This window comes from Bradyrhizobium sp. IC4060, assembly GCF_020193715.1.
Taxonomy (GTDB): Bacteria; Pseudomonadota; Alphaproteobacteria; order Rhizobiales; family Xanthobacteraceae; genus Bradyrhizobium; species Bradyrhizobium yuanmingense.
Window position 1 is genome coordinate 13,846 of sequence record NZ_JADYVJ010000028.1, and the last position, 22,006, is coordinate 35,851.

17 protein-coding genes and 2 pseudogenes are annotated in these 22,006 nt (G+C 59.0%); 14 read left to right on the plus strand and 5 right to left on the minus strand.

The window, feature by feature from the left end; all coding sequences use genetic code 11:
* Positions 1–333: 333 nt before the first annotated feature.
* Positions 334–1,425, plus strand: a complete 1,092-nt coding sequence (locus I6F16_RS36355; protein ID WP_225174633.1) for an LLM class flavin-dependent oxidoreductase — start codon at positions 334–336, stop codon at positions 1,423–1,425.
* 13 nt (positions 1,426–1,438) lie between these two features.
* On the opposite strand, the gene I6F16_RS36360 is transcribed toward I6F16_RS36355, so the two are convergent.
* The 5 genes and pseudogenes from I6F16_RS36360 to I6F16_RS36375 all read right to left on the minus strand — a co-directional run bounded on the left by I6F16_RS36360 (position 1,439) and on the right by I6F16_RS36375 (position 5,794).
* The gene (locus I6F16_RS36360; RefSeq protein WP_225174634.1) at positions 1,439–2,779 is read right to left on the minus strand and encodes an LLM class flavin-dependent oxidoreductase; all 1,341 of its coding nucleotides are present in this window, start codon (positions 2,777–2,779) and stop codon (positions 1,439–1,441) included.
* A gap of 43 nt (positions 2,780–2,822) precedes the next feature.
* Positions 2,823–3,788 carry an aliphatic sulfonate ABC transporter substrate-binding protein gene (locus tag I6F16_RS36365; protein ID WP_225174651.1) on the minus strand — a complete coding sequence of 322 codons (966 nt, stop codon included), beginning with the start codon at positions 3,786–3,788 and terminating at the stop codon, positions 2,823–2,825.
* Positions 3,789–4,283: 495 nt separating this feature from the next.
* Positions 4,284–4,778 (minus strand): annotated as a pseudogene (locus I6F16_RS38340) (LLM class flavin-dependent oxidoreductase); the annotation flags it as partial.
* Positions 4,666–5,259, minus strand: a pseudogene (locus I6F16_RS38345) (NtaA/DmoA family FMN-dependent monooxygenase); the annotation flags it as partial. The pseudogenes I6F16_RS38340 and I6F16_RS38345, both read right to left, overlap by 113 nt.
* 391 nt (positions 5,260–5,650) lie before the next feature.
* On the minus strand, positions 5,651–5,794 hold the full coding sequence (locus I6F16_RS36375; protein ID WP_225174652.1) for a hypothetical protein: 144 nt from the start codon (positions 5,792–5,794) through the stop codon (positions 5,651–5,653).
* Positions 5,795–7,067: 1,273 nt separating this feature from the next.
* On the opposite strand from I6F16_RS36375, the gene I6F16_RS36380 reads away from it, so the two are divergent.
* From I6F16_RS36380 to I6F16_RS36440, 13 genes are all read left to right on the plus strand, one after another.
* Complete coding sequence (locus I6F16_RS36380) at positions 7,068–8,180, plus strand: glycosyltransferase (protein WP_225174635.1); 1,113 nt, start codon at positions 7,068–7,070, stop codon at positions 8,178–8,180.
* On the plus strand, positions 8,180–9,397 hold the full coding sequence (locus tag I6F16_RS36385; RefSeq protein ID WP_225174636.1) for a glycosyltransferase family 4 protein: 1,218 nt from the start codon (positions 8,180–8,182) through the stop codon (positions 9,395–9,397). The genes I6F16_RS36380 and I6F16_RS36385 overlap by 1 nt, the downstream gene beginning before the upstream one ends.
* Positions 9,390–10,277 carry an SDR family oxidoreductase gene (locus tag I6F16_RS36390; protein ID WP_225174637.1) on the plus strand — a complete coding sequence of 296 codons (888 nt, stop codon included), beginning with the start codon at positions 9,390–9,392 and terminating at the stop codon, positions 10,275–10,277. The genes I6F16_RS36385 and I6F16_RS36390 overlap by 8 nt, the downstream gene beginning before the upstream one ends.
* Positions 10,270–11,304, plus strand: coding sequence for a polysaccharide biosynthesis protein (locus tag I6F16_RS36395; RefSeq protein ID WP_225174638.1), 1,035 nt, complete (start codon positions 10,270–10,272; stop codon positions 11,302–11,304). Before I6F16_RS36390 ends, I6F16_RS36395 begins: the two co-directional genes overlap by 8 nt.
* A 20-nt stretch (positions 11,305–11,324) precedes the next feature.
* Positions 11,325–12,461, plus strand: coding sequence for a UDP-N-acetylglucosamine 2-epimerase (non-hydrolyzing) (gene wecB, locus I6F16_RS36400; RefSeq protein WP_225174639.1), 1,137 nt, complete (start codon positions 11,325–11,327; stop codon positions 12,459–12,461).
* Between the two features lie 108 nt (positions 12,462–12,569).
* The gene (locus I6F16_RS36405) at positions 12,570–13,979 is read left to right on the plus strand and encodes a TylF/MycF family methyltransferase (RefSeq protein ID WP_225174640.1); all 1,410 of its coding nucleotides are present in this window, start codon (positions 12,570–12,572) and stop codon (positions 13,977–13,979) included.
* Positions 13,976–15,229: a glycosyltransferase gene (locus I6F16_RS36410; protein ID WP_225174641.1), complete on the plus strand. Its 1,254-nt coding sequence runs from the start codon at positions 13,976–13,978 to the stop codon at positions 15,227–15,229. Before I6F16_RS36405 ends, I6F16_RS36410 begins: the two co-directional genes overlap by 4 nt.
* Positions 15,230–16,609 carry a glycosyltransferase gene (locus I6F16_RS36415; RefSeq protein ID WP_225174642.1) on the plus strand — a complete coding sequence of 460 codons (1,380 nt, stop codon included), beginning with the start codon at positions 15,230–15,232 and terminating at the stop codon, positions 16,607–16,609.
* Positions 16,578–17,897 carry a glycosyltransferase gene (locus I6F16_RS36420; RefSeq protein ID WP_225174643.1) on the plus strand — a complete coding sequence of 440 codons (1,320 nt, stop codon included), beginning with the start codon at positions 16,578–16,580 and terminating at the stop codon, positions 17,895–17,897. Before I6F16_RS36415 ends, I6F16_RS36420 begins: the two co-directional genes overlap by 32 nt.
* Positions 17,894–19,114 (plus strand): hypothetical protein, encoded by a 1,221-nt coding sequence (locus I6F16_RS36425; RefSeq protein WP_225174644.1) that lies wholly within the window; start codon positions 17,894–17,896, stop codon positions 19,112–19,114. Before I6F16_RS36420 ends, I6F16_RS36425 begins: the two co-directional genes overlap by 4 nt.
* 46 nt (positions 19,115–19,160) lie before the next feature.
* The gene (locus I6F16_RS36430; RefSeq protein ID WP_225174645.1) at positions 19,161–19,496 is read left to right on the plus strand and encodes a polysaccharide biosynthesis protein; all 336 of its coding nucleotides are present in this window, start codon (positions 19,161–19,163) and stop codon (positions 19,494–19,496) included.
* A 50-nt stretch (positions 19,497–19,546) separates the two neighbouring features.
* Positions 19,547–20,365 (plus strand): ABC transporter permease, encoded by an 819-nt coding sequence (locus I6F16_RS36435; protein WP_225174646.1) that lies wholly within the window; start codon positions 19,547–19,549, stop codon positions 20,363–20,365.
* Complete coding sequence (locus I6F16_RS36440) at positions 20,355–21,806, plus strand: ABC transporter ATP-binding protein (RefSeq protein ID WP_225174647.1); 1,452 nt, start codon at positions 20,355–20,357, stop codon at positions 21,804–21,806. Before I6F16_RS36435 ends, I6F16_RS36440 begins: the two co-directional genes overlap by 11 nt.
* Positions 21,807–22,006 lie beyond the last annotated feature (200 nt).

Consider the following 22,006-nt stretch of genomic DNA (forward strand, 5'->3'; position numbering starts at 1 on the left):
CCGCTGCTTTGCGATGCCGGCGCGCGGTCCGCACCGATCGCGGTGCGGTCGATGCCGCTCAGTTCCAGATTGCTCAAGACGCGAGACCTCGTTTCACGCACTGCATTTGATGCAGAAGGCGTGACGGCAATCACCTGCCGTCTCCACAAAATGTCCCACGAAATCGGGCTGGCAGAAATAGAGCGGTATTTCAATTGTCGTCGGCTCCGGAGTGATCTGCTGTCGTCGCCGCGCGGATGCGCGACAAAGAAAATCTTTTGATGCAGGTCTGCTTGAACTTGCGGCGGCGATTAGCGAGAACGCTCAAAGTCGAGAGAGTTACGGGAGAGCATGATGACGGCTGCACCTCTTCGCTTCGGCATCTGGGCGCTGGTGCATGGGCCGCGTGCCGCGCATCAGGACCCGGAAGAGCCCTACGATGCCTCCTGGGAGCGCAATCGGGATCTGATCCTTGCAGCCGAGGAGCTCGGGTATGATTCGACGCTGATCGCGCAGCACACGATCAATCCGCATCAGGAAGATCTCGATCAGCTCGAAGCCTGGAGTGCTGCTGCGGCGATCGCGGCGCTGACCAAGCGCATCGAGATCATTGCCGCCATCAAGCCATATCTCTATCACCCCGTGGTGCTCGCCAAGCTCGCGCTCGGCATCGAGAACATCAGCCGCGGCCGGTTTGCCATCAATCTGGTCAATGCCTGGAATCGTCCGGAGCTGGAGAAGGCGGGGATCGGCTTTCCCGATCACGATGCGCGCTATGCTTACGGTAAGGAATGGATCTCCGTCGTGTCCCGCCTGATGGAGGGCGAGCGCCTGAATTTCAGCGGCGATCACTTCAACGTCACGGACTATGCGCTGCGGCCGACCAGCCTCTACCGCAAGCGTCCGGCCATCTATGTCGGCGGGGAGTCCGAGCCCGCGCGCGATCTGGTCGCCGCTCATGGCGATGTCTGGTTCATCAACGGCCAGCCGCTCGATGATGTCGCCGGCCTGATCGCCGACGTCGCCGCGCGGCCGCGCGGTTCAGCGCCGCCATTGCGCTTCGGATTGTCCGCCTTTGTCGTCGCACGCGAGACCCGGGAGCAGGCGCAGGTCGCCTATGAGCGCTTGCTCAGCCTAGCGGCCAAGGACGCGCCGATGAAGGCAATCCAGAAGCAGAACACCGACCCGAAGGTCGTGATGATGCAGACCATGCAGAAGACGCCGCGGGTCGGCAGCAACGGCGGAACGGCCGCGGGGCTGGTCGGCAGTTACGATGAGGTGGCGGCGCGCATCGAGGCGTTCCATGCCGCCGGTATCGAACTCTTCATGCTGCAATTCCAGCCGTTCGAGGCCGAGATGCGGCGTTTTGCAGAGGAGATAATCCCCCGTGTCCGAGCCAGACGATCGGCCAGGCCTGCTGCGAAGCTAGCCCATCCCATAGGATAGGCGGTCGCGACGATCAGGCCGAGGCGACTGCCGGCGGTCGCTTCGCATAGCGGCTCGCTGGTCGTGGCAGTCCGAAATGGTCGCGCAACGTCGTGCCCGTGTACTCGGTCCGGAACAGTCCGCGCGTCTGCAGGATCGGCGCCACGTTATCGACGAAGGTCTCCAGTCCCGTGAGCAGAACGTCCGGCATCAGGTTGAAGCCGTCCGCAGCGCCGGCCTTGAACCAGGCTTCGATATCGTCTGCGATCTGCTCCGGCGTACCCACGATGATGCGATGACCCACGCCGCCTCCGAGCGCGCGGATCAGCTGGCGGACGGTGAGGTTGCCGCGGCGGGCGATGTTCACGGTGCCCTGGAATATGGTGTGGTTGGCGTTCGCCGGAAGCGGCAACGGATCGGGCAGCGGTTTGTCGAGCTCGAGCAGGGCGGGGTCGATCTGAAGCGTGCCGGCGAGACGCGCCAGGCTGAATTCGATCGGCACCAGCTCCCAGAGCTCGTCCTGCCGCCGCTTCGCCTCGGCCTCGGTGCTGCCGATGACCGTGGCAAGCCCGGGCCGGGTGACGATGGAATCGCCGGAACGACCGTAAGCTGCGGCGCGCGTGCGCAGGTCGCGCGCGTAGGCAACGCCTTCCTCGATCGACTGCGCCAGTGTGAACACGGCTTCCGCATAGGCGGCGGCGAAATCGCGCCCATCATTGGAGCCGCCGGCCTGCACGGTAACAGGCCGCCCTTGCGGTGAGCGTGGAACGTTCAGCGGTCCGGCCACCGTATAATGGGGGCCGCGATGCGCGATCGTGTGCACCTTCGACGTATCGATAAATCGCGCGCTCGCCGTGTCGCCGACGAAGGCGTCGTCCTCCCAACTGTCGAACAGCGCGTGGACGACCTCCGTGAATTCCTTGGCGCGCTCGTCGCGGGCCTTGTGCTCCAAGGCACCGGTGAGGCCGAAGTTGCGGCTCGAAGCAGCATCTGCGGTGGTGACCGCGTTCCAGCCCGAACGGCCGCCACTGGCATGGTCGAGCGACACGAAGCGGCGCGCAATGTTGTAGGGCTCATTATAGGTCGTCGACACCGTCCCGATCAGGCCGACATGCGTTGTGGCGGCCGCGACCGTTGCCAGAATGATGGTCGGCTCCAGCGACGTGAACGACCGGTAGTCGATGCGATCATTCACGGCCGGCGAATCCGCCAGAAAAATCGCGTCGAGCTTGCCGCGCTCGGCAATCTGCGCCACCCGGACGTAATGACCGAGATCAAAGAAAGCCCGCGGATCGCTGGCCGGTAATCGCCAGGCCGATGGATAGACGCCGGAGTGGAGGAGGTTGACGTTCAGGTGCAGCTGGCGCGGAGACATAAAGATTCCAAAGGTCGGCGGCCGAAGCGCAAATTGCCGGAGATCAGGACCCCCTCGGGGTCCAGATCTTGATGGTCGTGGTGTCGAGCTTCACCGGGATCAGGCCCTCGGCGTGGAACGCATCGGCAATTCGCTGCTGCTCCGACAGGCCTGGTCCGGTGACCGCGCCGACCTGATAGGAACGGTGGCTATTGGCCTCCTCGACAATCGCCGCGTCGATACCCCAGAGCCCGGCCAGCAACGTGGCCGCGTCCTTCGGCTGGGACTTTACCCATTTTCCGGTTGCGGCAAGCTTGGTGAAGATCACATTCAGCACTTCGGCATGCTTGTCGGCATAGGCGGCGGAAGCGAGATAGTAGCGCTTGTAGCTCGCAAGGCCGTTGCTGCCATCGGACAGGATCCGGCCCTTGGTCTGATGCAGGGCGCTGGTCAGGAACGGATCCCAGGCAACCCAGGCGTCGACATTGTTGCTGACGAAAGCCGCGCGTCCATCGGCCGGTGTCAAATAGGCAGGCGTGATATCCTTGAAATTCAGCCCCGATTTTGCCAGCGCCGCAAGCAGCAAATAGTGGCTGCCGGCGCCCTTGGTCACCGCGACCTTCTTGCCCTTCAAATCAGCTATTGTTTTGATGGCCGACGACTGCGGCACGATGATCGCCTGCGCCGCCGGCGAGGCGGCTTCCTCGGCGATATAAGCGAGCTTGGCGCCGGCGGCCTGCGCGAAGATCGGCACCGTGTCGGCGACATCAGCGCCGAAATCGATGCTGCCGATGTTGATGGCTTCCAGTAGCGGCAGGCCGCTGGTGAATTCGTGCCAGGAGATGGTGACGCCGAGCGGCGCGAGCGCCTTCTCCAACTCGCCGTTCGTCTTCAGGATCGCCGTCAGCGTCGAGGATTTCTGATAGCCGATGCGGATCTCTTCGGACATCGCGGGCTGAACGGACGCCATGGCGAAGATGCCGAGCGCGGCCGCGGCGAGGGTCCGCAGGCGGGAGTTGAAACCAGACATGAACAATGATCCTGAAGCTAAGCCGCTTAGGCGACGCGTTTGAAAAACTGCAGGCCGCAATGTGCAGGCAAGCTTGGCCCTGTTGCAATTTCCGAATGCGGTGCAGTTGGAGAAGGAAGCGTCTCTGACCGGACACAATCTGAGAAAGGAATTTTCCACGCGATGCAGCTTGTTGTCTAAAATCGGCCCGCCCACTATTCGGCGGCGATCCGATCGCAGCGCGTCGACTGAGTGCCGAAAACCCACGCCGGGATGCGTCGTGTGCAGCCGCGGACCGCGTCCCGGGAACAGCTTTTCGCGCAGTGTGCCGTCGCGATAGGCGGTCTTGTAGACGCCGCGCGATTGCAGCTCCGGCACCACGAGATCGACGAAGGCGTTCAGCGATTCCGGCGCGACCAGGCGGAACAGGTTGAAACCGTCGACGTCGGTCTCGTCAGCCCAGGAGATCAGCTCGTCGGCGACGTCCTGCGGCGAGCCGACCACGAAGGGTGACCTCGCGCCGGCGCGGCTCAATCTGGCGAGGTCGCCGACCTTGACCGGCCGGTCGCTCCGGACCGTGAAATTCTCGACCATCGACTGGATGGCGTTGCTCTCAACATATTCGATCGGCTGGTCGGGCCGATAGGTCGAGAAGTCGATGCCGGTCCAGCCCGACAGCAGGGCGAGCTGGCCGGTCTGGTCGACATGGCGTGCGTAGTCCGCGAGCAGGTCGTTCGCCTCGTCCCGTGTCGGCGCCGCGATCACGGTCGCGCCGGCAAACAGGCGGATGTCGTAGGGATCGCGGCCGTAGGCCTTGGCGGCTTCGCGTATCTCGCGAACGGCACGCGCAAGCATCGGCTTGGTCTGGCCGTTGAGAAAGATCGCTTCCCGCGTGCTGAGCCGCGAAGGCGCGGCCGCGCTTGGAGGTGCCGGCCTGATACAATAGCGGCGTCCGCTGCGGCGAAGGCTCGGCGAGATGGATGCCGTCGACCTTGAAGTAGGGGCCTTCATGAAGAACCCGGTGGAGCTTTGTGGGGTCCGTGAAGATGCGGCTGCCGCGGTCGCGCCGAACCGCATCGTCCTCCCAGCTTCCCTCCCATAGCTTGTAGGCCGCGGTGAGAAAGTCCTCGGCCGCGTCATAGCGGTCGTCGTGGGCGCGCCCGGCCGGAAGACCCATGCCGCGCGCGCCGCTATCGAGATAGCGGGTGACGAGGTTCCAGCCGATCCTGCCCCGGGTCAGATGGTCGAGCGTCGAAAATGTGCGCGCGAGCTGATAGGGATGCTCGAAGGTGAGATTCGAGGTGATGCCGAAGCCGAGATGGTTGGTGACGAGCGCCATGGCGGACACGAGCAGCGTCGGGTCGGCGTTGGGCAGTTGAACAGCGTGCAAGGTGGCGGCATCGCCAGTGCCGCCATATACGTCGTACACCCCGAACACGTCGGCCAGGAAGATGCCGTCGAGCAGTCCGCGTTCTGCGGTCCTCCCACGCACGAACGTTTGCTGCCAAGTCCGGTCTGCAGAAGTCGTCGATCAGCTTAGCGGGCTCATTTGCCATGTCATAACGCCTCAGCCCTATCGACAACTGGGGAGGGGACACTCCGCTAGCGCGCTAGTGATCAAGGACTTCTGGCAAGCGTGCTGTACCAGGAGTCGTGCCTGCCAACTCTCGCGTTCTCCCCGCCTTCGCGTCGAGCCTGCGCAAGGCCACTACGCCCAATAGCCCAATCAGGACTAGGACTGCTCCAGCTCCGATCAGCCAGTACGCGAGCGTGACATCATCCACAGCCGCTGCTTTCGCTTTCGATTTGGCCACTTCAAGAGATCTCTTTACGGGGCGGAGAGATGACGGTCTGCGGACGCGCGACGCAGCGCGCGTGCCCGATCATTCCCTTGAACGATGCTCGCGAAGGGCGGCTGCTTCGAGCAGTCTCTCAGCCAGAAGCTTCTTCAGCTCTGCCTTCTCCTCTTCCAAGGCCTTCAGCCGCTCGGCCGTGGCGCCGTCCGTACGCATTGGCAGGTCAGTCATTCTCGACACTTGCTCTTTCCTCAAGGTCAACATAGCGCGTTCGCTGGCCAATCCTTCGACCGACTTCCGCCCCGCTTGGCCACGCCACGCGAGCAAAAATAGCTTCGTTGGTGGAGGCCCGACAAGTACCGAATGGGATATTGTTCGCTTATCACGTCCCGCCCATATCAAATTCCGGCAATTAGCCGACGCAATCTGTCAAGTAACCGCCGCTGGCCAGAGCCGTCTTTGGCATTTCATAAACACCGAAAGAGCTCGCGCGCTCCTGCTAATGCGGTCCGCTTGTCAACCTCAGGAAATATTGTTCAAAGCGGGTCACATATCGATCCAAACGTCACGGCACGAGACGGACGCAACGCTCTCTCGCGCGTCTGGTAGGTACGGAGATTCCAGGCAGTCATCGGCGCTCTCGAACGATACGAGAGTAGCTTGACTTCACGCGGTTCAGTTTCTGCATCGTCAGCCGCTGAACGATCGCGATGGAATTTGTCAGACGCGAAATCGGGTAAGTGGAGGAGCTGATACAGGCGCGCGAGATGCCCGTGTCTCAAGCATAGCGAAACGTTCCCGACCAATGATTGCGCCGCATATGCCGCGTGACCGTGCTTCAGGATGTGCGTTCCAAAGGCGCAGTCGATAAATGAGATCCGAGGTTGAGCCGCGGCTCGCCGAACCCATACCCCCACGTCAAGCTCCCACCACCAATGTAGTGGGGCACCCAATATTAGGACGCTAAGTTGCGGTCAACCCTGTGTCGCATCCAACGGTGCCGAATGCATCCTTGATGCTGACTAGGATCACCAACCACATCGCGGGCAATGACGCGGCTTGCGGTCACTGCCCGATCGAGTATCGGCGCATTCCCGCGCTTTACGCAGAATTGCTGCGTCTTAACCCCGGAAAACGCGCAACCCGAGCGCAAGTACAAGGCTACTCTGGCCGAGCCTGCCGAGCCGCAAGGCTGGAGCGGGAGAATGGCGTTTGTTCGAAGCGTACCGATCTGTTGTCGGGGCGGCACGCTCGGGTGCGTAACACGATTGTTAGTACGTTCCGTACGGTCTTTGTCGGAGTCGTGCCCGTAATTCCAGTATTCGTTATGGGGCCGGGCTTTGTGCATGCGCAACGCTGGGCGCAGTGGTCGAGTGTTTTGAGGGCGTCCGTCGTAGTTAAGGGTGTTGTTCTATTTATTGGAGTTCGCTCACGGGAGGGGCTCTCGTGAGAGCAGATGCTGAAGTGAAATATTGCGTAAGGTAGTGGAATGAGAATGGCGGGGGTGGGCGCCATTACTGGTGTGGTGCGAGATGCGAGCCAAAGTGGCGGCGGCATGGCTGCTGTTGCGTTGTCTTTGCATCATGCGTTGCTGGCGCAGCGAGTTGACGCTCGCTTGGTCTGCGGACTGGCGCCGGAACAAGATGTCGAACATGTCTACGTGGCGGGCCGAACCGTTGGCCCCATTGGCGTGATCCCAAAGCAATTGCTTTGCGGTGTGATCCATATTCACGGATTATGGACCCCTTTTGAATGCTGGGCGCAGCTACAAGCAAGGCGTAGTCAAGCCTTGCTAGTCATCAGTCCACATGGTGCGCTGTCGCCTCGTGCACTGGATCGCAAGCGCTTAAAGAAGCTTATGGCGTGGACTCTGTACCAGCGTAGAATAGTTCAGCGCGCCCATTTGCTGATTGCAAATTCAGAGCGAGAGCATGACCATCTTCGGAGATCCGGACTCACCTCACCCATTGCCATTATTCCTAATGGAGTCGATGGCCCGAAAATGCCTGTCATATCGTCGGAGAACGTAAACGCGGAGAGGAAAAAGGTCATTCTTTTTCTTGCGCGTCTCTGTCCCACGAAAGGAATTCCTGACCTGCTGGAAGCGTGGCGCGGCCTTGAGGATCGCCGTGGCTATGAACTGCATATCCATGGGTTTGGCGACCCAGGCTATCGCGCCTACTTGGAGGCGCGAATCCGACAACTCGGTCTCCGTCGCGACGTGAAGCTTCTCGGTCCACTATACGAGCGGGAGAAATGGGAAAAGCTTCACGCCTCCTCTATCTATGTGCTGCCGTCTTACACCGAGAGCTTCGGGATCACGGTTGCCGAGGCACTATCAGCAGGCCTCCCGGTCATCACCACCAGCGCAACGCCTTGGGCACACCTTGCGGAAAAGAACCTGGGTTGGATTGTCAAAAATGACGTCGGTCAGTTGCGACAAGCCTTGCGAGAAGCAGTGTCTCTTCCTCCATTTCAGCTGAAAGCGACAGCCGATGCGGCGCGGCACTACGCGGTGCAGTTTTCATGGCCTGATATTGCCGGCCAATATCTTAAAACTTTCGAATGGCTCTGCGATCAAACAGCGTCCAAGCCTGAATGGGTGAGCTTGGTCTAATGCGTATTTTGATTGTGACTCAGTATTTTTGGCCGGAGTCATTTGTTGTGAACGACCTGGTTCGATGGCTGACCAAGGCCGGACACTCAGTGACGGTCGCGACCGGCAAGCCGAACTATCCGACCGGCGAACTCGCACCTGGCTATACGCGCGATAAGGTTCAATGCGAAACGTTTGCCGGCGCACAAGTATTCAGAATCCCGAGCCGGCCGCGACACCAGGCTACGGCGCTCAATCTTGCCCTGAACTACCTGTCCTTCGCTTGGTCAGGTCTCCTGTGGTTCCCGCGGCTGCTCAAAAGGCAGGAGTTCGACGTTATCCTCGTGCTCGCGATGCCGATAACGGCGGCGCTTCCAGCTATTCTTCTGCGCTGGATCAAACGTTGCCACCTTGCGCTCTGGGTACAGGACTTGTGGCCGCAGGTCGTGACGTCGACCGGCTTTGTAGATAGCCGCTTCGTCGTAGCCATTCTTCATGTTCTAGTCAGATTCATTTATCGCGCCGCAGACACCGTTCTGGTCCAGTCAAACCAGTTCGTGGGGCCGATCGCCAAGATGATTCCAAAGAAGAAGATATTCGTCCTCCCGAATTTTGCTCCCCCGAGTGACGAAGTGCTTCCATTGCCGCTTGCTATCGCGGGCTTGTTTCCGCGCCGGTTTTCGGTGGTGTTTGCAGGCAATCTTGGCAGAGCCCAGTCGCTGTCCACGATCGTCCACGCGGCGCGCATTCTTCGGTTTCACCCTGAGATCCTGATCGTGGTCGCCGGAACGGGCAGCCATGCCGAGACGCTTAGAGAGTCAGTCACTGCTGCTAAGCTAACGAACGTCCAAATGATCGGCATGCTGGATCGCCGCATGATGCCGGAATTGTTCAGGCATGCGGACTGCCTCCTCGTGACTCTCGGCGATCATCCAGCTCTCAACGCAACCATTCCAAGCAAAATACAGGCCTACATGAAAGCGGGCAGGCCGATCGTCGGCGCTATTAACGGCGCGGCTGCGGATCTGATCGTAAGCGCGGGAGTCGGCCTCACTGTTCAAGCCGGAGATGGGGCTGGCCTCGCGCAAAGCATACTCGCTCTGACGAAAATGCCTGCAATCGAACGGCTGGAAATGGGTCGAGCCGGCCGCGCGTATTACGAAAAACACTTTGATGCGGATCAGGTGCTGAGCCGGCTACTGGGAATTTTGCAAAGAGAAATGAGTTGCCATGCCTAAGACTAAAGTCCTTATCCTGGGCGCCAGCGGAATGTTAGGCGCCGCTGTATTCCGCTCCTTTCTTGCATCCGCCGATTTCGAGGCGGTTGGAACCATAAGGGACAAAGTGGCTCTGGGCTTCTTCTCGTCGGTAGCATCGGCGCGCCTGCTGCATTTGGATGTCCTTGACGAGGACGCGCTTGTCTCGCTTCTGGATCGGGAGCGTCCTGCCGCGGTTATCAACTGTATCGGCCTTGTGAAGCAGCTTGCGTCAGCGGCCGACCCGCTGGTCACTCTACCGATCAATGCGATTTTTCCACACCGGCTTGCCCGCATCTGCTCCTTGATTGGCGCCCGGCTGATTCACATTAGCACCGACTGCGTCTTCTCCGGATGGAAGGGAAATTACACGGAAGGTGACGTCACCGACGCTCAAGACCTATATGGCCGATCAAAACTCTTGGGAGAGCTCGTTGACTACGACCATGCTGTGACGTTGCGCACGTCGATTATCGGCCGGGAACTCTACAGCGCTCATTCGCTCGTCGAGTGGTTTCTTTCCCAGCAAGACGCCGTCAAGGGTTACGCAAAAGCCATTTTTTCCGGGCTGCCGACAGCGGAACTCGCTGCAGTTATTCGCGATGTCGTCCTGCCGAACAAAGATCTCGCGGGGCTCTATCACGTCTCTGCAGCGCCGATCTGCAAATTCGATCTGCTGCACCTTCTCGCGCGTCAGTACGGAAAGCGAATTGAAATACTGAAGGACGATCAGACGAAGATTGATCGTTCTCTCAACTCTGAGAAGTTTCAGAGAGAGACAGGCTATCGCGCGGCTGATTGGCCGGAACTGATCCGGCGATTGTATGAAGCTGATTTGCGTCGAGAGATGAATAATGTTTGACAACAAGACATTGATGATCACTGGCGGTACGGGCTCGTTTGGGAACGCCGTCTTGCGTCGCTTTCTCCACACGGAGATCGGAGAGATTCGCATCTTCAGCCGCGACGAAAAGAAGCAAGAAGATATGCGTACGGAGCTTAGGAACCCCAAGCTTAAGTTCTTCCTGGGCGACGTTCGAGACTACGGAAACGTTCGTGATGCGATGAAGGGCGCCGACTATATCTTCCATGCCGCAGCGCTGAAGCAGGTGCCCTCCTGTGAATTCTACCCGATAGAAGCCTTGCGCACCAACGTGATTGGCACGGAGAACGTGCTGCAGGCGGCGATAGAGACGGGCGTGGAGCGCGTTGTCTTCCTAAGCACAGATAAGGCGGTCTACCCCATCAACGCCATGGGTCTGTCGAAGGCCATGGCAGAGAAGGTTGTGCTGGCGAAATCGAGGGTGGCCGGGGACACGATCATGTGTATTACCCGATACGGCAATGTGATGGGCTCCCGCGGCTCCGTCATTCCATTGTTCATGCAGCAGATCAAGAACGGCCTCCCCCTCACCGTGACAGACCCCAATATGACTCGGTTCCTGATGTCGCTGGAAGAGTCGGTCGAGCTCGTCGTTCATGCGTACCAGCACAGCAGGCCAGGCGATATTTTCGTACAGAAGGCTCCAGCCGCCACCATGGGTGATCTGGCGATTGCACTGAAAGAGCTGTTTGGAGCGAGCAATGCGGTTAATATCATTGGCACTCGGCACGGAGAAAAGCTGTTCGAGACGCTCATTGGCCGCGAAGAAATAATGAGGGCCAGTCATTCAGACCGGTACTTTCAGATCCCTGCAGACAACCGCGACCTGAATTACGATAAGTTCTTTGTGGAGGGTGAAGTGGAGCTCTCGACAGTGGACGACTACACATCTCACAACACTCATCGCCTCACCGTTGAAGGCCTTAAGGAGCGCCTGTTATCTCTCGATTTTGTCCGGGCCGAACTTGGACGATCGTCCGATCGGCCTGCTCTGTCCGTGTTGTGAAAAAAGGAGCGGCTCAGCAAATGAAGGTGATGACATTGGTCGGAACGCGGCCAGAGCTCATCAAGATGAGCCGCGTCATTGCGGAATTCGACGCTCAGCTTGATCATGTTCTGGTCCATTCGGGACAGAACTATGATTTCGAGCTGAACCAGATCTTCTTCGATGAACTTGGAATCCGCAAGCCCAATCACTTTCTGGGAGTGAACAACGAAACGCCTGCCAGGGCGATAGCGGATGTCATCGCGAAAACCGACGACGTCCTGAACACGGAAAAACCGGATGCTCTGTTGCTATACGGCGACACGAATACCTGTCTGGCTGTCATTGCCGCGAAACGGAAGCAGATTCCCGTCTTCCATATGGAAGCCGGGAACAGATGCTTCGACCAGCGGGTGCCGGAGGAGTTGAACCGGAAGGTGCTGGATCATCTTAGCGACGTAAATCTCGTGCTCACGGAGCACGCGCGTCGCTACCTGCTCGCAGAGGGGATCCGGCCGGAGACTATTATGAAGACCGGCTCCCACATGCAGGAGGTGCTTCAGTTTTACATGCCGAAGATCGAGGCGTCCGATGTTCTGACGCGACTTGGCCTGGACGAGCGAAAATTCTTCCTCGTGAGCATTCACCGCGAAGAAAACGTCGATAGCGTCGAACATTTGCGCGACATCCTGGGCACGTTACGGGATTTGTCGACTACCTATGGATACCCCGTCCTGGTTTCCACGCATCCTCGGACCCGCAAGCGGCTCGATGCGCTCGGGCAGATGGAAATGGATGATCGGATCGTGTTCGCGAAACCGTTCGGGTTTATCGATTACATTCGTCTTCAAATGGGTGCACTGTGTGTACTCTCCGACAGTGGTACCATCACTGAGGAGGCATCGCTCCTCAACCTTCCAGCGATAACAATTCGCAATGCACACGAGAGACCCGAAGGCATGGACGTGGGGACGCTCGTCATGAGCGGGCTGAAGAGCCGGCGCGTCTTGGAGGCGGTGCAGGTCGTCATCAATCATCACCAAACAAGCTCCCGGACATTCAAGACAGTGCCGGACTACGAAACCGGGCCGGTCTCAAAGCAGGTGCTTCGCATCGTGTTGAGCTATGTCGACTACGTCAACAGAACCGTCTGGCACAAAGCTTCAGGCGGAGGATAACGTTGTCAGGTCCCGACGATGCTCTCTAGTATGATATTGGCCGCTGGCAGGCTGCGCTTGCTAGACGCTAGCGCGATTGTTTTGATTTGTTGAGGAATCGCGGAGGCTATGACGCAGCCAAAACAGAACCACTCAATGCTCGGTCGAGCTGCCCGAAAGTTGTGGGTATTTAAAGAGCTGTATGCACAGATCGGTGTGCTCCAAGACCAAGTTGCGGCCTCGACCGGCCGTGAAGCCCAAGCCTTGCGGGAATTGGAAAGCATCCGGAGCGAACTGGCAGCATCATCCGGCCGTGAAGCCCAAGCCTTGCGGGAATTGGAAAGCGTCCGGAGCGAACTGGCAGCATCGTCCGCCCGTGAAGCCCAAGCCTCGCAGGAATTGGAAAGCATCCGGAGTGAACTGGCAGCTTCGTCCGCACGTGAGTCCCAAAGTTCACGGGAATTGGAAAGCGCCAAGGGTCAGCTTGCCGCCTCAAACGACCGAGCCGATAGTCTCGCTCGTAGCTTAGCAGATGTCGCTCGACTCCAGGAACATGTCGCGGAGCTCAGCGCGCATATCCACGAACATCTCCCTACGCTCGGCAATCTTCTCCTGGGCCGTTTCGCGGAAGCTCAGGCGGTATTTACCAGCCAAATGCCGCTATTAACCGCAAACCTTGTTGCCCTTCGCAGTGGACAAGATGAGCATTTCCGGAGCCTTCGCAACCGGCTAAACGGATCGGTTGCTGGAGCCGGCATGGCGGCGGCGGATCGTTTTCTCGACCTTTTGGAAGCCTCGCTGACGGGCACGCTGCACCCGGATGTCTCACAGGCCCCCTGGGCGAAAGATGTCTTCGACCCCGCGCGCCGGGCGGTTGGACGAGACTGGCCGTCGCGGGCCGAGACGATGATCGGCACGGCGCGAATGCGAAACTTGCGGGTCCTAACGCAGCGTGCGCTCCAAGAAAGCGTGCCAGGCGATCTTATCGAGACTGGGGTTTGGCGTGGGGGCGCGTGCATCTACATGAGGGGCATTCTGGCAGCGGCCGGAGACACAAGCCGCCGGGTATTTGTCGCAGATAGCTTTCGCGGCCTACCTGCTCCTGACGAAGCCGCCTACCCCGCGGACGCCGGCGACCAGCACCACACGTTCGCGCAGCTCGCCGTCTCGCGCGCAGAAGTCGAGGCCAATTTTCGTCGGTACGCGTTGCTGGACGAACAAGTCGTGTTCTTGGAGGGATGGTTCAAGGACACCTTGCCAACCGCCCCCATCGAAAAATTGGCCGTTCTGCGGCTCGATGGCGACATGTACGAAAGCACGATCAATACCCTCAGCGCACTCTACGGGAAAGTGTCTCCAGGCGGATTCGTGATTGTCGACGATTACATCCTCAAGGCCTGCGCCCAGGCCGTGGATGACTTCCGAGCTCGTTATGGAATTGTAGCACCTATGCACGAAGTCGACGGCGCGGCAATTTGGTGGCAGGTGCCAAAGGATTCGTCTGCCGAATCTCCGGCCAATCTCGGCGGTGAGGCATGAACCGCAACGTTCCCAAGGAAAGCCTGCCGGTGGCCGGAAAACGTCCATCACGATTGCCGAAACTCGCCGTGGTCACCACGGCTGCGCCTCCGTCTGCGAGTGGACAAGCGAGAGTTCTGGAGCATCTCATGGTACCTGCAAGAGTTGCTCCTCCGGTCTACCTCACGGATCAACTTCAAGCGCTCGAGGCCGATGGCCACCGCTTCGGCAGCTATCATTCGCTTGGTGCTCCCCGCCATCAATTGATATCTCGCGCACCCGTAGCGTTGCGGAAATTAAACAATTATGGTGGGTTGCTGCGCAGCGCGATGTCGAGAACGAAGGAAATTACGTCGATCCTGCGGGACGAGCCGGTCGATGCGATCGTGGGCTGCACGGCCAGTCCGTTCGACCTTCCCGCAGCTTACTTTGCGTCGCGGCGGCTCAAGGTGCCCTTCGTCGCCTATCTGTTCGATGACCCCATCTTTCAGTGGGAGCCAGGCATCTACCGGTGGCTAGCGCGTTTTTGGGAGCCGATATGGGGCCGCGGCGCCGGCGCCATAATCGCCCCGAACGAAGTCCTGGCGAACGACGTGCGCGCGCGTCTTCCGGCGGCGAAGATCTATATTGTGAGAAATCCCGTAGACCCTGCGGCCTTCTCCAATGAGCCCACCGGCATACCGCAGGATGAGCCGGAACGACACGCCGGACGGCCCTGCCGTTTACTGTACACGGGATCAGTGTATTCGGCGCAGGCGAGCGCCTTTCGCAATCTGAACGCGGCGCTTAACCGGTTGGCGGGCCGCTTCGAACTCCACGTCTACACCTCTCAGCCCATTACTGCGCTGGCCGCAAGCGGCCTTGACGGCCCCTATGTGCACCATCATGCACATACTTCCCAGTCGACCGCGCTGTCGTTGCAACGAAATGCGGACGTCCTTTTTCTACCGCTGTCATTCGACTCCGCGATTCCCGAGGCGATCCTATCATCTTCGCCCGCCAAACTCGGAGAGTATCTCGCCGCCGGCACTCCTATCCTGGTTCATGCGCCTACCGGGTCCTTTGCGACCGAGCTCCTGCGGAAGGCTAACGCCGCCCTGATTGTCGACACCTCCGATCCAGATCGGCTGGTCGCGGCGTTGACCACGATTTCCAACGATCGCAAACTTAGGCACGGTCTCACCGAGAACGCAGCACTCCTTGCCGAGGAATTCCACGTGGAGCGGGCGCGAGATGCGTTTTGTTCAGTCATCTCGTCGTTGGATCGCTGAATGACCGTGCGCCGCAAGATACTCTTTGTAGCGATGCACAATAGCCCGCACACCGCGCGATGGATCGATATCGCGACGGATCTGGGTTATGACCTCCATATTTTTCCGCTCGAGCCGAGCACTCCACATCACAAGCTGCGGGATTTGACGCTTCACGTTCCGGTCCTGGACGAACCGCCAAAAGAGGCCGTGAAGGAAGCCCGCCGGAAAGGTATCCGTTCTCGCGTCCTCAACTTCCTGCGTCTCCTGCGATCCGACCCAGCATATGCCTTGAACCGCATCAAGCAAGCAATGTTGATGAGTCCGACAGCGGAAGTTATCGACGTTGAGCCGCCGCCCTTTGACACCACAAGTTCGGGCGTGAAAATTCGACACTTGTCGACTTTTCAGACTATCGGCGCCATTGCCGATGTCACGGAAACCGTTCGCCTCGGACGCGATGACGAGAGTAATCAAACCACACTGCGCATTCATGGTCCTGACGTGCTTGCCTCTCTCATCAGCAAGCTCAAGCCGGATTTGATCCACTCGATGGAGTTTCAACATTCGGCCTATCTCGTGCTCGCTGCGCGCGATCGTATCAAAGGTCCGTTTCCTCGCTGGCTCGCGACTAACTGGGGCAGCGATATCTTTTTATTCGGCCGGCAACCCGACCATGCGCGGCAGATCCGGCGGGTGTGCGAAGCTATCGATCTCTACTCCTGCGAATGCCATCGCGACCTCGCACTTGGACGGGAATTCGGATATCGCGGACCGGACCTGCCGGTTCTGCCGAATTCCGGCGGCATGGACATCAACCATGTCCTGTCGCTCCGTGATCCAGAGCCCCCCTCGAGGCGCAAGCTGATCATGGTCAAGGGTTATGATCATTTTGCCGGGCGCGCGATGGTGTCGCTTGCGGTGCTCGAGCGCTTTGCCGAGCAGCTGAAGGATCACACGATCGTTCTGTTCTCGGTCAGTGCAAAACCACGCGTCCGCGCGCTAGAACTTGCCGAGGCGGGAATCCTCAATATCAAGGTGATCGATTGGGCCACGCATGACGACATCCTGCGACATTTCGGCCAGGCGCGGATATATCTCGGGATCAGCATCTCTGACGCTATTTCGACGTCGGTGCTGGAAGCAATGGTGATGGGAGCGTTTCCGATCCAGACCAATACCTCGTGCTGTGAGGAATGGTTTGTTCACGAAAAGACCGGCTTTGCCATCCCGCCGGACGATTTTGAGAAGATATGCGAGCGCTTCGCAACCGCCTTGACCGACGACAATCTGGTTGACGCTGCTGCTATCGAGAATTTCGAAATCATAAAATCGAGACTGGCGGTCGAAGTGCTACGTCCGAAGATGGATGAGTTCTACCGACGGGCATTTGCCCAATGATTGCGAACTGCGTGTTGGTGTTCAAAGCATGAAGGTACTTCAGCTTAATTCATCCGACCTGATCGGAAGTCGTTTTAACGGCTTCGACGTTCGCCACTTACTCGCGGCGGACGGGATCGAAACGCATCATCTAGTCTGGAACAAGCTGAGCGACAGCAACGCCTCGAGCAAGTTTTTTAGAATTCCTCGCAGTCGCGACCTGACGAAAATGTTAGGAAGAATCGAGCGGGCGTATTCCATTCACTCGCGCCTCCAACTTCAATCGTTCACGCTGCCGCTGCATCGTGCGTTTCGCGAAGCAGACGTGGTTCACTATCACATCATTCACGATGGCTATTTCGGACTTGATGCGCTGCCCTGGCTCAGCCGGCTCAAGCCGAGTATCTGGACTTGGCACGATCCCTGGCCGATGACGGGGCACTGCATCTATCCGCTGGGCTGCGAAAGGTGGAGAATCGGCTGTGGGGAATGTCCGAGGCTGGACCTCGTGTTCGAGATGCGCCGCGATCGCACGGCCCAGGATTTTGAGTGGAAACAGCGGCTGATCCACAAGAGCGACATCGATGTTGTGGTTGCATCCGAGCATATGCGGCGGATGGTGCAATCATCGCCGATCGGTCGGGGCATCCGGCTGCATTGCATTCCCTTCGGCATCGACCTGCAGAAATTCTGTCCAGGCGATGGCGCCGCCGCGCGAGCGCGCCTCGGGGTGCTGCCAAACCGGTTGGTGATAGGCGTGAGGGCTTTCCCCGACAGTCCATACAAAGGCTTTGACTTCTTCCTACAAGCCCTTCGCCGTCTGGGAGAAATCAATGTCCCGCTCTGTATCGTAGCGACCCACGCCAAGGAAAAGCTCAACGAATTCATCGGAACGCATCAGATCATCGATTTGGGATGGACAAACGACGAGGCGTTGATTCTCGACACCTTCAAGGCTGCCGATTTTTTCGTCATGCCGTCGACCGCGGAAGCGTTCGGCATGATGGCGATTGAGGCGATGGCGTGCGGGAAAGCGGTAATCGTATTTGACGGCACCTCCCTGCCCGAAGTCGCCCGGGCTCCTGATGTCGGTATATCGGTCCCGATGGGGGATATCGATGGCCTCGCCGCGGCCATACGCCGCCTTGCCGCCGATGAAGCGGAAAGACGTGCGCGAGGATCGGCGGGGCGGACCACCGCCGAAGATTTGTACGGCGATCGACTATTTGCCTGGCGGCTGGCCGGACTGTACCGGTCCGTGGCCGACAAGCATGCCTTGAACAGTCCCAGCGAGGCTGCGTCACAATGAAGACGCTACTGCTCACCGACATACCGCCCTCCAGCAACCTCACGGCCGGGATTGTCACAGCGCAAATGTGCCGGTTCGTCCCCGCCGGAGAATTGGCGATTTTTTGCGTGCAAAACCGCCATCTGAGCCCGGAGCCTTATCCGGACCTGGCTGATCTCCCGATACGCTTTGTGGTCAAACCTAACGAACTCAGCTGTCGCAGCATTCGGGGGATTTCGGTTGGATCGGTTGGCGCGACCGCAATCGAGACGTTCCGCCGCCGGACCAGGATTTCGCCGCTGGTGCGGCAGGCTGTCGCCTACGGCAAAGAACAGAACGTCTCATCCCTCTGGGTCATCCTTCAGGGCCAAACCATGGTCCGAATGGCCGCTGGGGTTGCAGACGGACTCGGCGTTCCGCTCCGCGCCCAGATTTGGGATCCGCTGGATTGGTGGCTCCGGGCTCACGGTGTCGATCGTTTCAACCGCAGATGGGATCTCGCCGCCTTCGACCGAACGATGCGAGCAGCGACCGCCTGTGCTGCCGCCTCGTGGGCCATGGCCGGGCAATACGAAGAGCTCTATGGGACACCGAGCCAGGCCATCATTGCCTCGCTCGATCGGTCTATCGCGCGACGGCCAGAGCTGGCATTGCGAACCACCGGCGAACTGGTGATCGGAATGGCCGGCCAATTTTATGCCAATGAAGAATGGCTTGCGCTCGTGAGGGCGCTCGAACTCGCTCGTTGGCAAGTGGCCGGCCGTCGAGTAACCGTTCGCGTATTCGGGCATCAGCGCCCGATAGCCATACCAGACGATCATCTTGATTTTCTTGGTTGGCAATCGCAGGCGAAATCCGTGGAGCTATTGTCGGATTCGTGCGACATTCTCTACTGCCCGTACCCCTATGCGACTTCGATGGCCGACGTCGCCAAACTCAGTTTCCCATCCAAAATCCCAACCTACCTCGCCGCGGGCAGACCAATCCTTTTCCACGGGCCGGACTATGCAGGTCCTGCGCAATACCTGAAATCGACGGGCGCCGGGTTCATTTGCCAGTCCATGGACCCCGACGCCGTATATGATGGCTTGATGCATTTGGTCGAGGATGCCCAGCTCTATGCGCATCTCGCCCTTTCTGCTCAGGAATCCTTCATGGCGGACTTTACCCTCGAACGCATGGAAGCCGGCGTGCGCCAGTTTCTTGGGTATCAAAAGCGGGACGTATGCCTTGAGTAGACATCAGATCGAAGTTGGGGCAGCTGCGCGCCAGTTGGGGATTTCCATGCAGAAGGTTCACGTGACTGGAATTTCCAGGATGCTCGGAGGCCCCACCTATCGTTCAGCGCGTCGTCGTGTTTTCGACCGACAAGATGCCATGGGCATGAGCAATGCGTTCATGGAAAAGCCGATGGCTGTCAAAGCAACCTCACTCGCACTCGACACGGACACGATCCTGTGTGCCAATCGCTACGGAAAAGTCATGGCCTCCCGCGGGTACGTGATCGCTTCTTTTGTGACGCACGCGAAGGCCGGCCCTTCGATCACGCCAACCGATCGGACGACACCTCCGAAAGCACGGAATTGCTCGATGTCCACCGCGTGGAAAACGGTCTTTTGAACCTGGATTTCGCCCAGGACGAACTCTCCCGGAAAAGTTGAACCTCAACAATGCAGCACCATCCAGCCTCGCTCGCCGAACTCGTCAAAGCACTGGGACGTCACCGCGTCCTTATCTTTCGTCTCGCGGCGCGGGAGTTCACACAGCGGTTTCGCGGCAGCATGCTCGGCGGCACCTGGGCGGTGCTGATGCCGCTGTTCACGGCGGCGGTGTATACCTTCGTTTTCAGCAAGGTGTTCCAGGCGCGCTGGCCAGGCATGTCTGACGGACCGTTCGACTTCGCCGTCATCTGTCTGACCGGAATGGTGGTCCATACGATATTCGCCGAGGCAGTGGCGCGCGCTCCTGCTCTTGTGCTTGGAAACGCAAGCTACGTCACAAAGGTGGTGTTCCCGCTCGAGATATTGCCAGTCGTTACCGTCCTTACGGCGCTCGTGAACGCAGGCATCGGCATCGCCATCGTCCTCATCGGCAACCTTCTGCTGAATGGAAAGATCTACTTCACTGTTCTGATGCTGCCGCTTGTGATCGCTCCTTATCTGCTGTTTGTGATCGGCTTGGTGTTCTTCTTTGCAGCCGCGGGCGTCTATCTACGCGACCTTTCGCAACTTGTCTCCTTGCTCATCACCGTGACGTTGTTCCTGACGCCGATCTTCTTTCCGATCGAGGCGATTCCAGAATCGTTCAGAGGCGTCATCCTACTCAATCCGCTCACCTTCGTGGTGCAACAAGCGCGCGACGTCACGATTTTCGGCCGGTGGCCGGATTTCGTCGGACTTACGATTTACAGTCTGGCGGCGCTGGCAGCGCTTGCATGCGGATTTTGGATTTTTCAGAGGTTAAGAAACGGATTCGCCGATGTCCTCTGACCTGGCCATTGCGGCCAAAGGCCTCTCAAAGGCGTATCTAATCTATTCCCAGCCCACCGATCGTCTGCTGCAGGGCGTAGTGCCACGTCTGCAACGGTATGTCCGCCCGGTGGCGCGCTGCTTCGGCGCTGAACTCGGCGAGAAGACCTATTTCAGTCGTCACTGGGCATTGCAGGAGCTCGACTTCAAAGTAGCCCGCGGTGAGACTGTAGGCGTGATCGGCCGCAACGGATCGGGCAAGTCGACGCTGTTGCAATTAGTATGTGGCACCTTGACTCCGACGGCCGGCGACGTTCAGGTCAAAGGAAGGGTCGCGGCGCTTTTGGAACTAGGGTCGGGTTTCAATCCGGAATATACGGGCCGCGAGAACGTGATTCTGAACGCCTCGGTGCTCGGACTGTCCCAGGAGGAGACTAGGGCACGAATGGACGACATCGTCGCTTTCGCAGATATCGGCGGCTTCGTGGACCAGCCGGTCAAGACATATTCCAGTGGCATGGCGATGCGGTTGGCGTTCGCCGTGATCGCCCATGTCGACGCCGATATTCTTATCATCGATGAGGCGCTGGCCGTCGGTGACGCCTATTTCCAGCAAAAATGCCTGCGCTGGCTGCGGCAATTCCGAGAGACCGGCACGGTTCTGTTTTGCGGTCACGACACCGGCGCCGTGATGAGTCTCTGCCAGCGCGCCCTCTGGCTCGACAAAGGACGACTGCAAATGGAGGGCACCGCCAAGGATGTCTGTGAGGCATATGCCGCGGCGATCCAGGCCCAGGCGATGGGTTTGCCGGAAAATGTTGTTCGATTGGCGCGCCCCCGCCCTCGTAAAGTCGCGGCCAGTCAGAACCAAACCTCCGACAAGGGGGCAGGGTCCTTGGCAATGCCTCCTGCTAAGGAAGGCGAGGCGGCCAGGAGGCCTCGGCCGCCTGCACCACAGGCGGAGCCGCCTATCTTTGACGTCCGCGAGGAGAGCAGCTCTTTCGGCAGCGGGCTTGCCGAAATTGTCGAAACAACGATGACGGCTCCGGACGGCACGCCACTGTCCTGGATCGAGGGCGGCGAGGCAATCGCGATAACCATTCGGATCAAGATCGCCGCGGATATGGAAAGTCCCATCGTCGGCTTTCATGTCAAAGATCGCCTCGGCCAACCATTGTTCGGGGACAACACATTTTTGAGCTATGCCGACCAAGGATTGGTTTTTCGGCAAGGACAGCAGGTCGCGGCCCGCTTCGTGTTCGTTCTCCCTAACCTCGCATCCGGACGCTACTCCGTGACGACGGCCATCGCCTCCGGCACTCTCGACGTCCATGTGCAGCACCATTGGCAACACGACGCGCTGCTGTTCGACGTGCACTCGCGGCACCGTAACGGCGTTATGGTCGCGATACCTATGCAAGAAATGGAACTCAAGATAATCGAGACAAATCTGCGCGATTGAGTAGTCTATGAGCGCGCCTCGAAACGGACGCGGCTGACGCAACCTGACGCTTCTCTTAGCTGCTCACTCGTTAGTCGTCCGTGAAGAATACGGGTCGGTCTGAGAAGTAAGCAGAATTGGTCTTGATGTAGTATTCGATTTTGCAGGAAAGTGGGGTGCTGGACCTCGTTTTCCTGCGTTTTGGGATTTTGCTTTTGGGC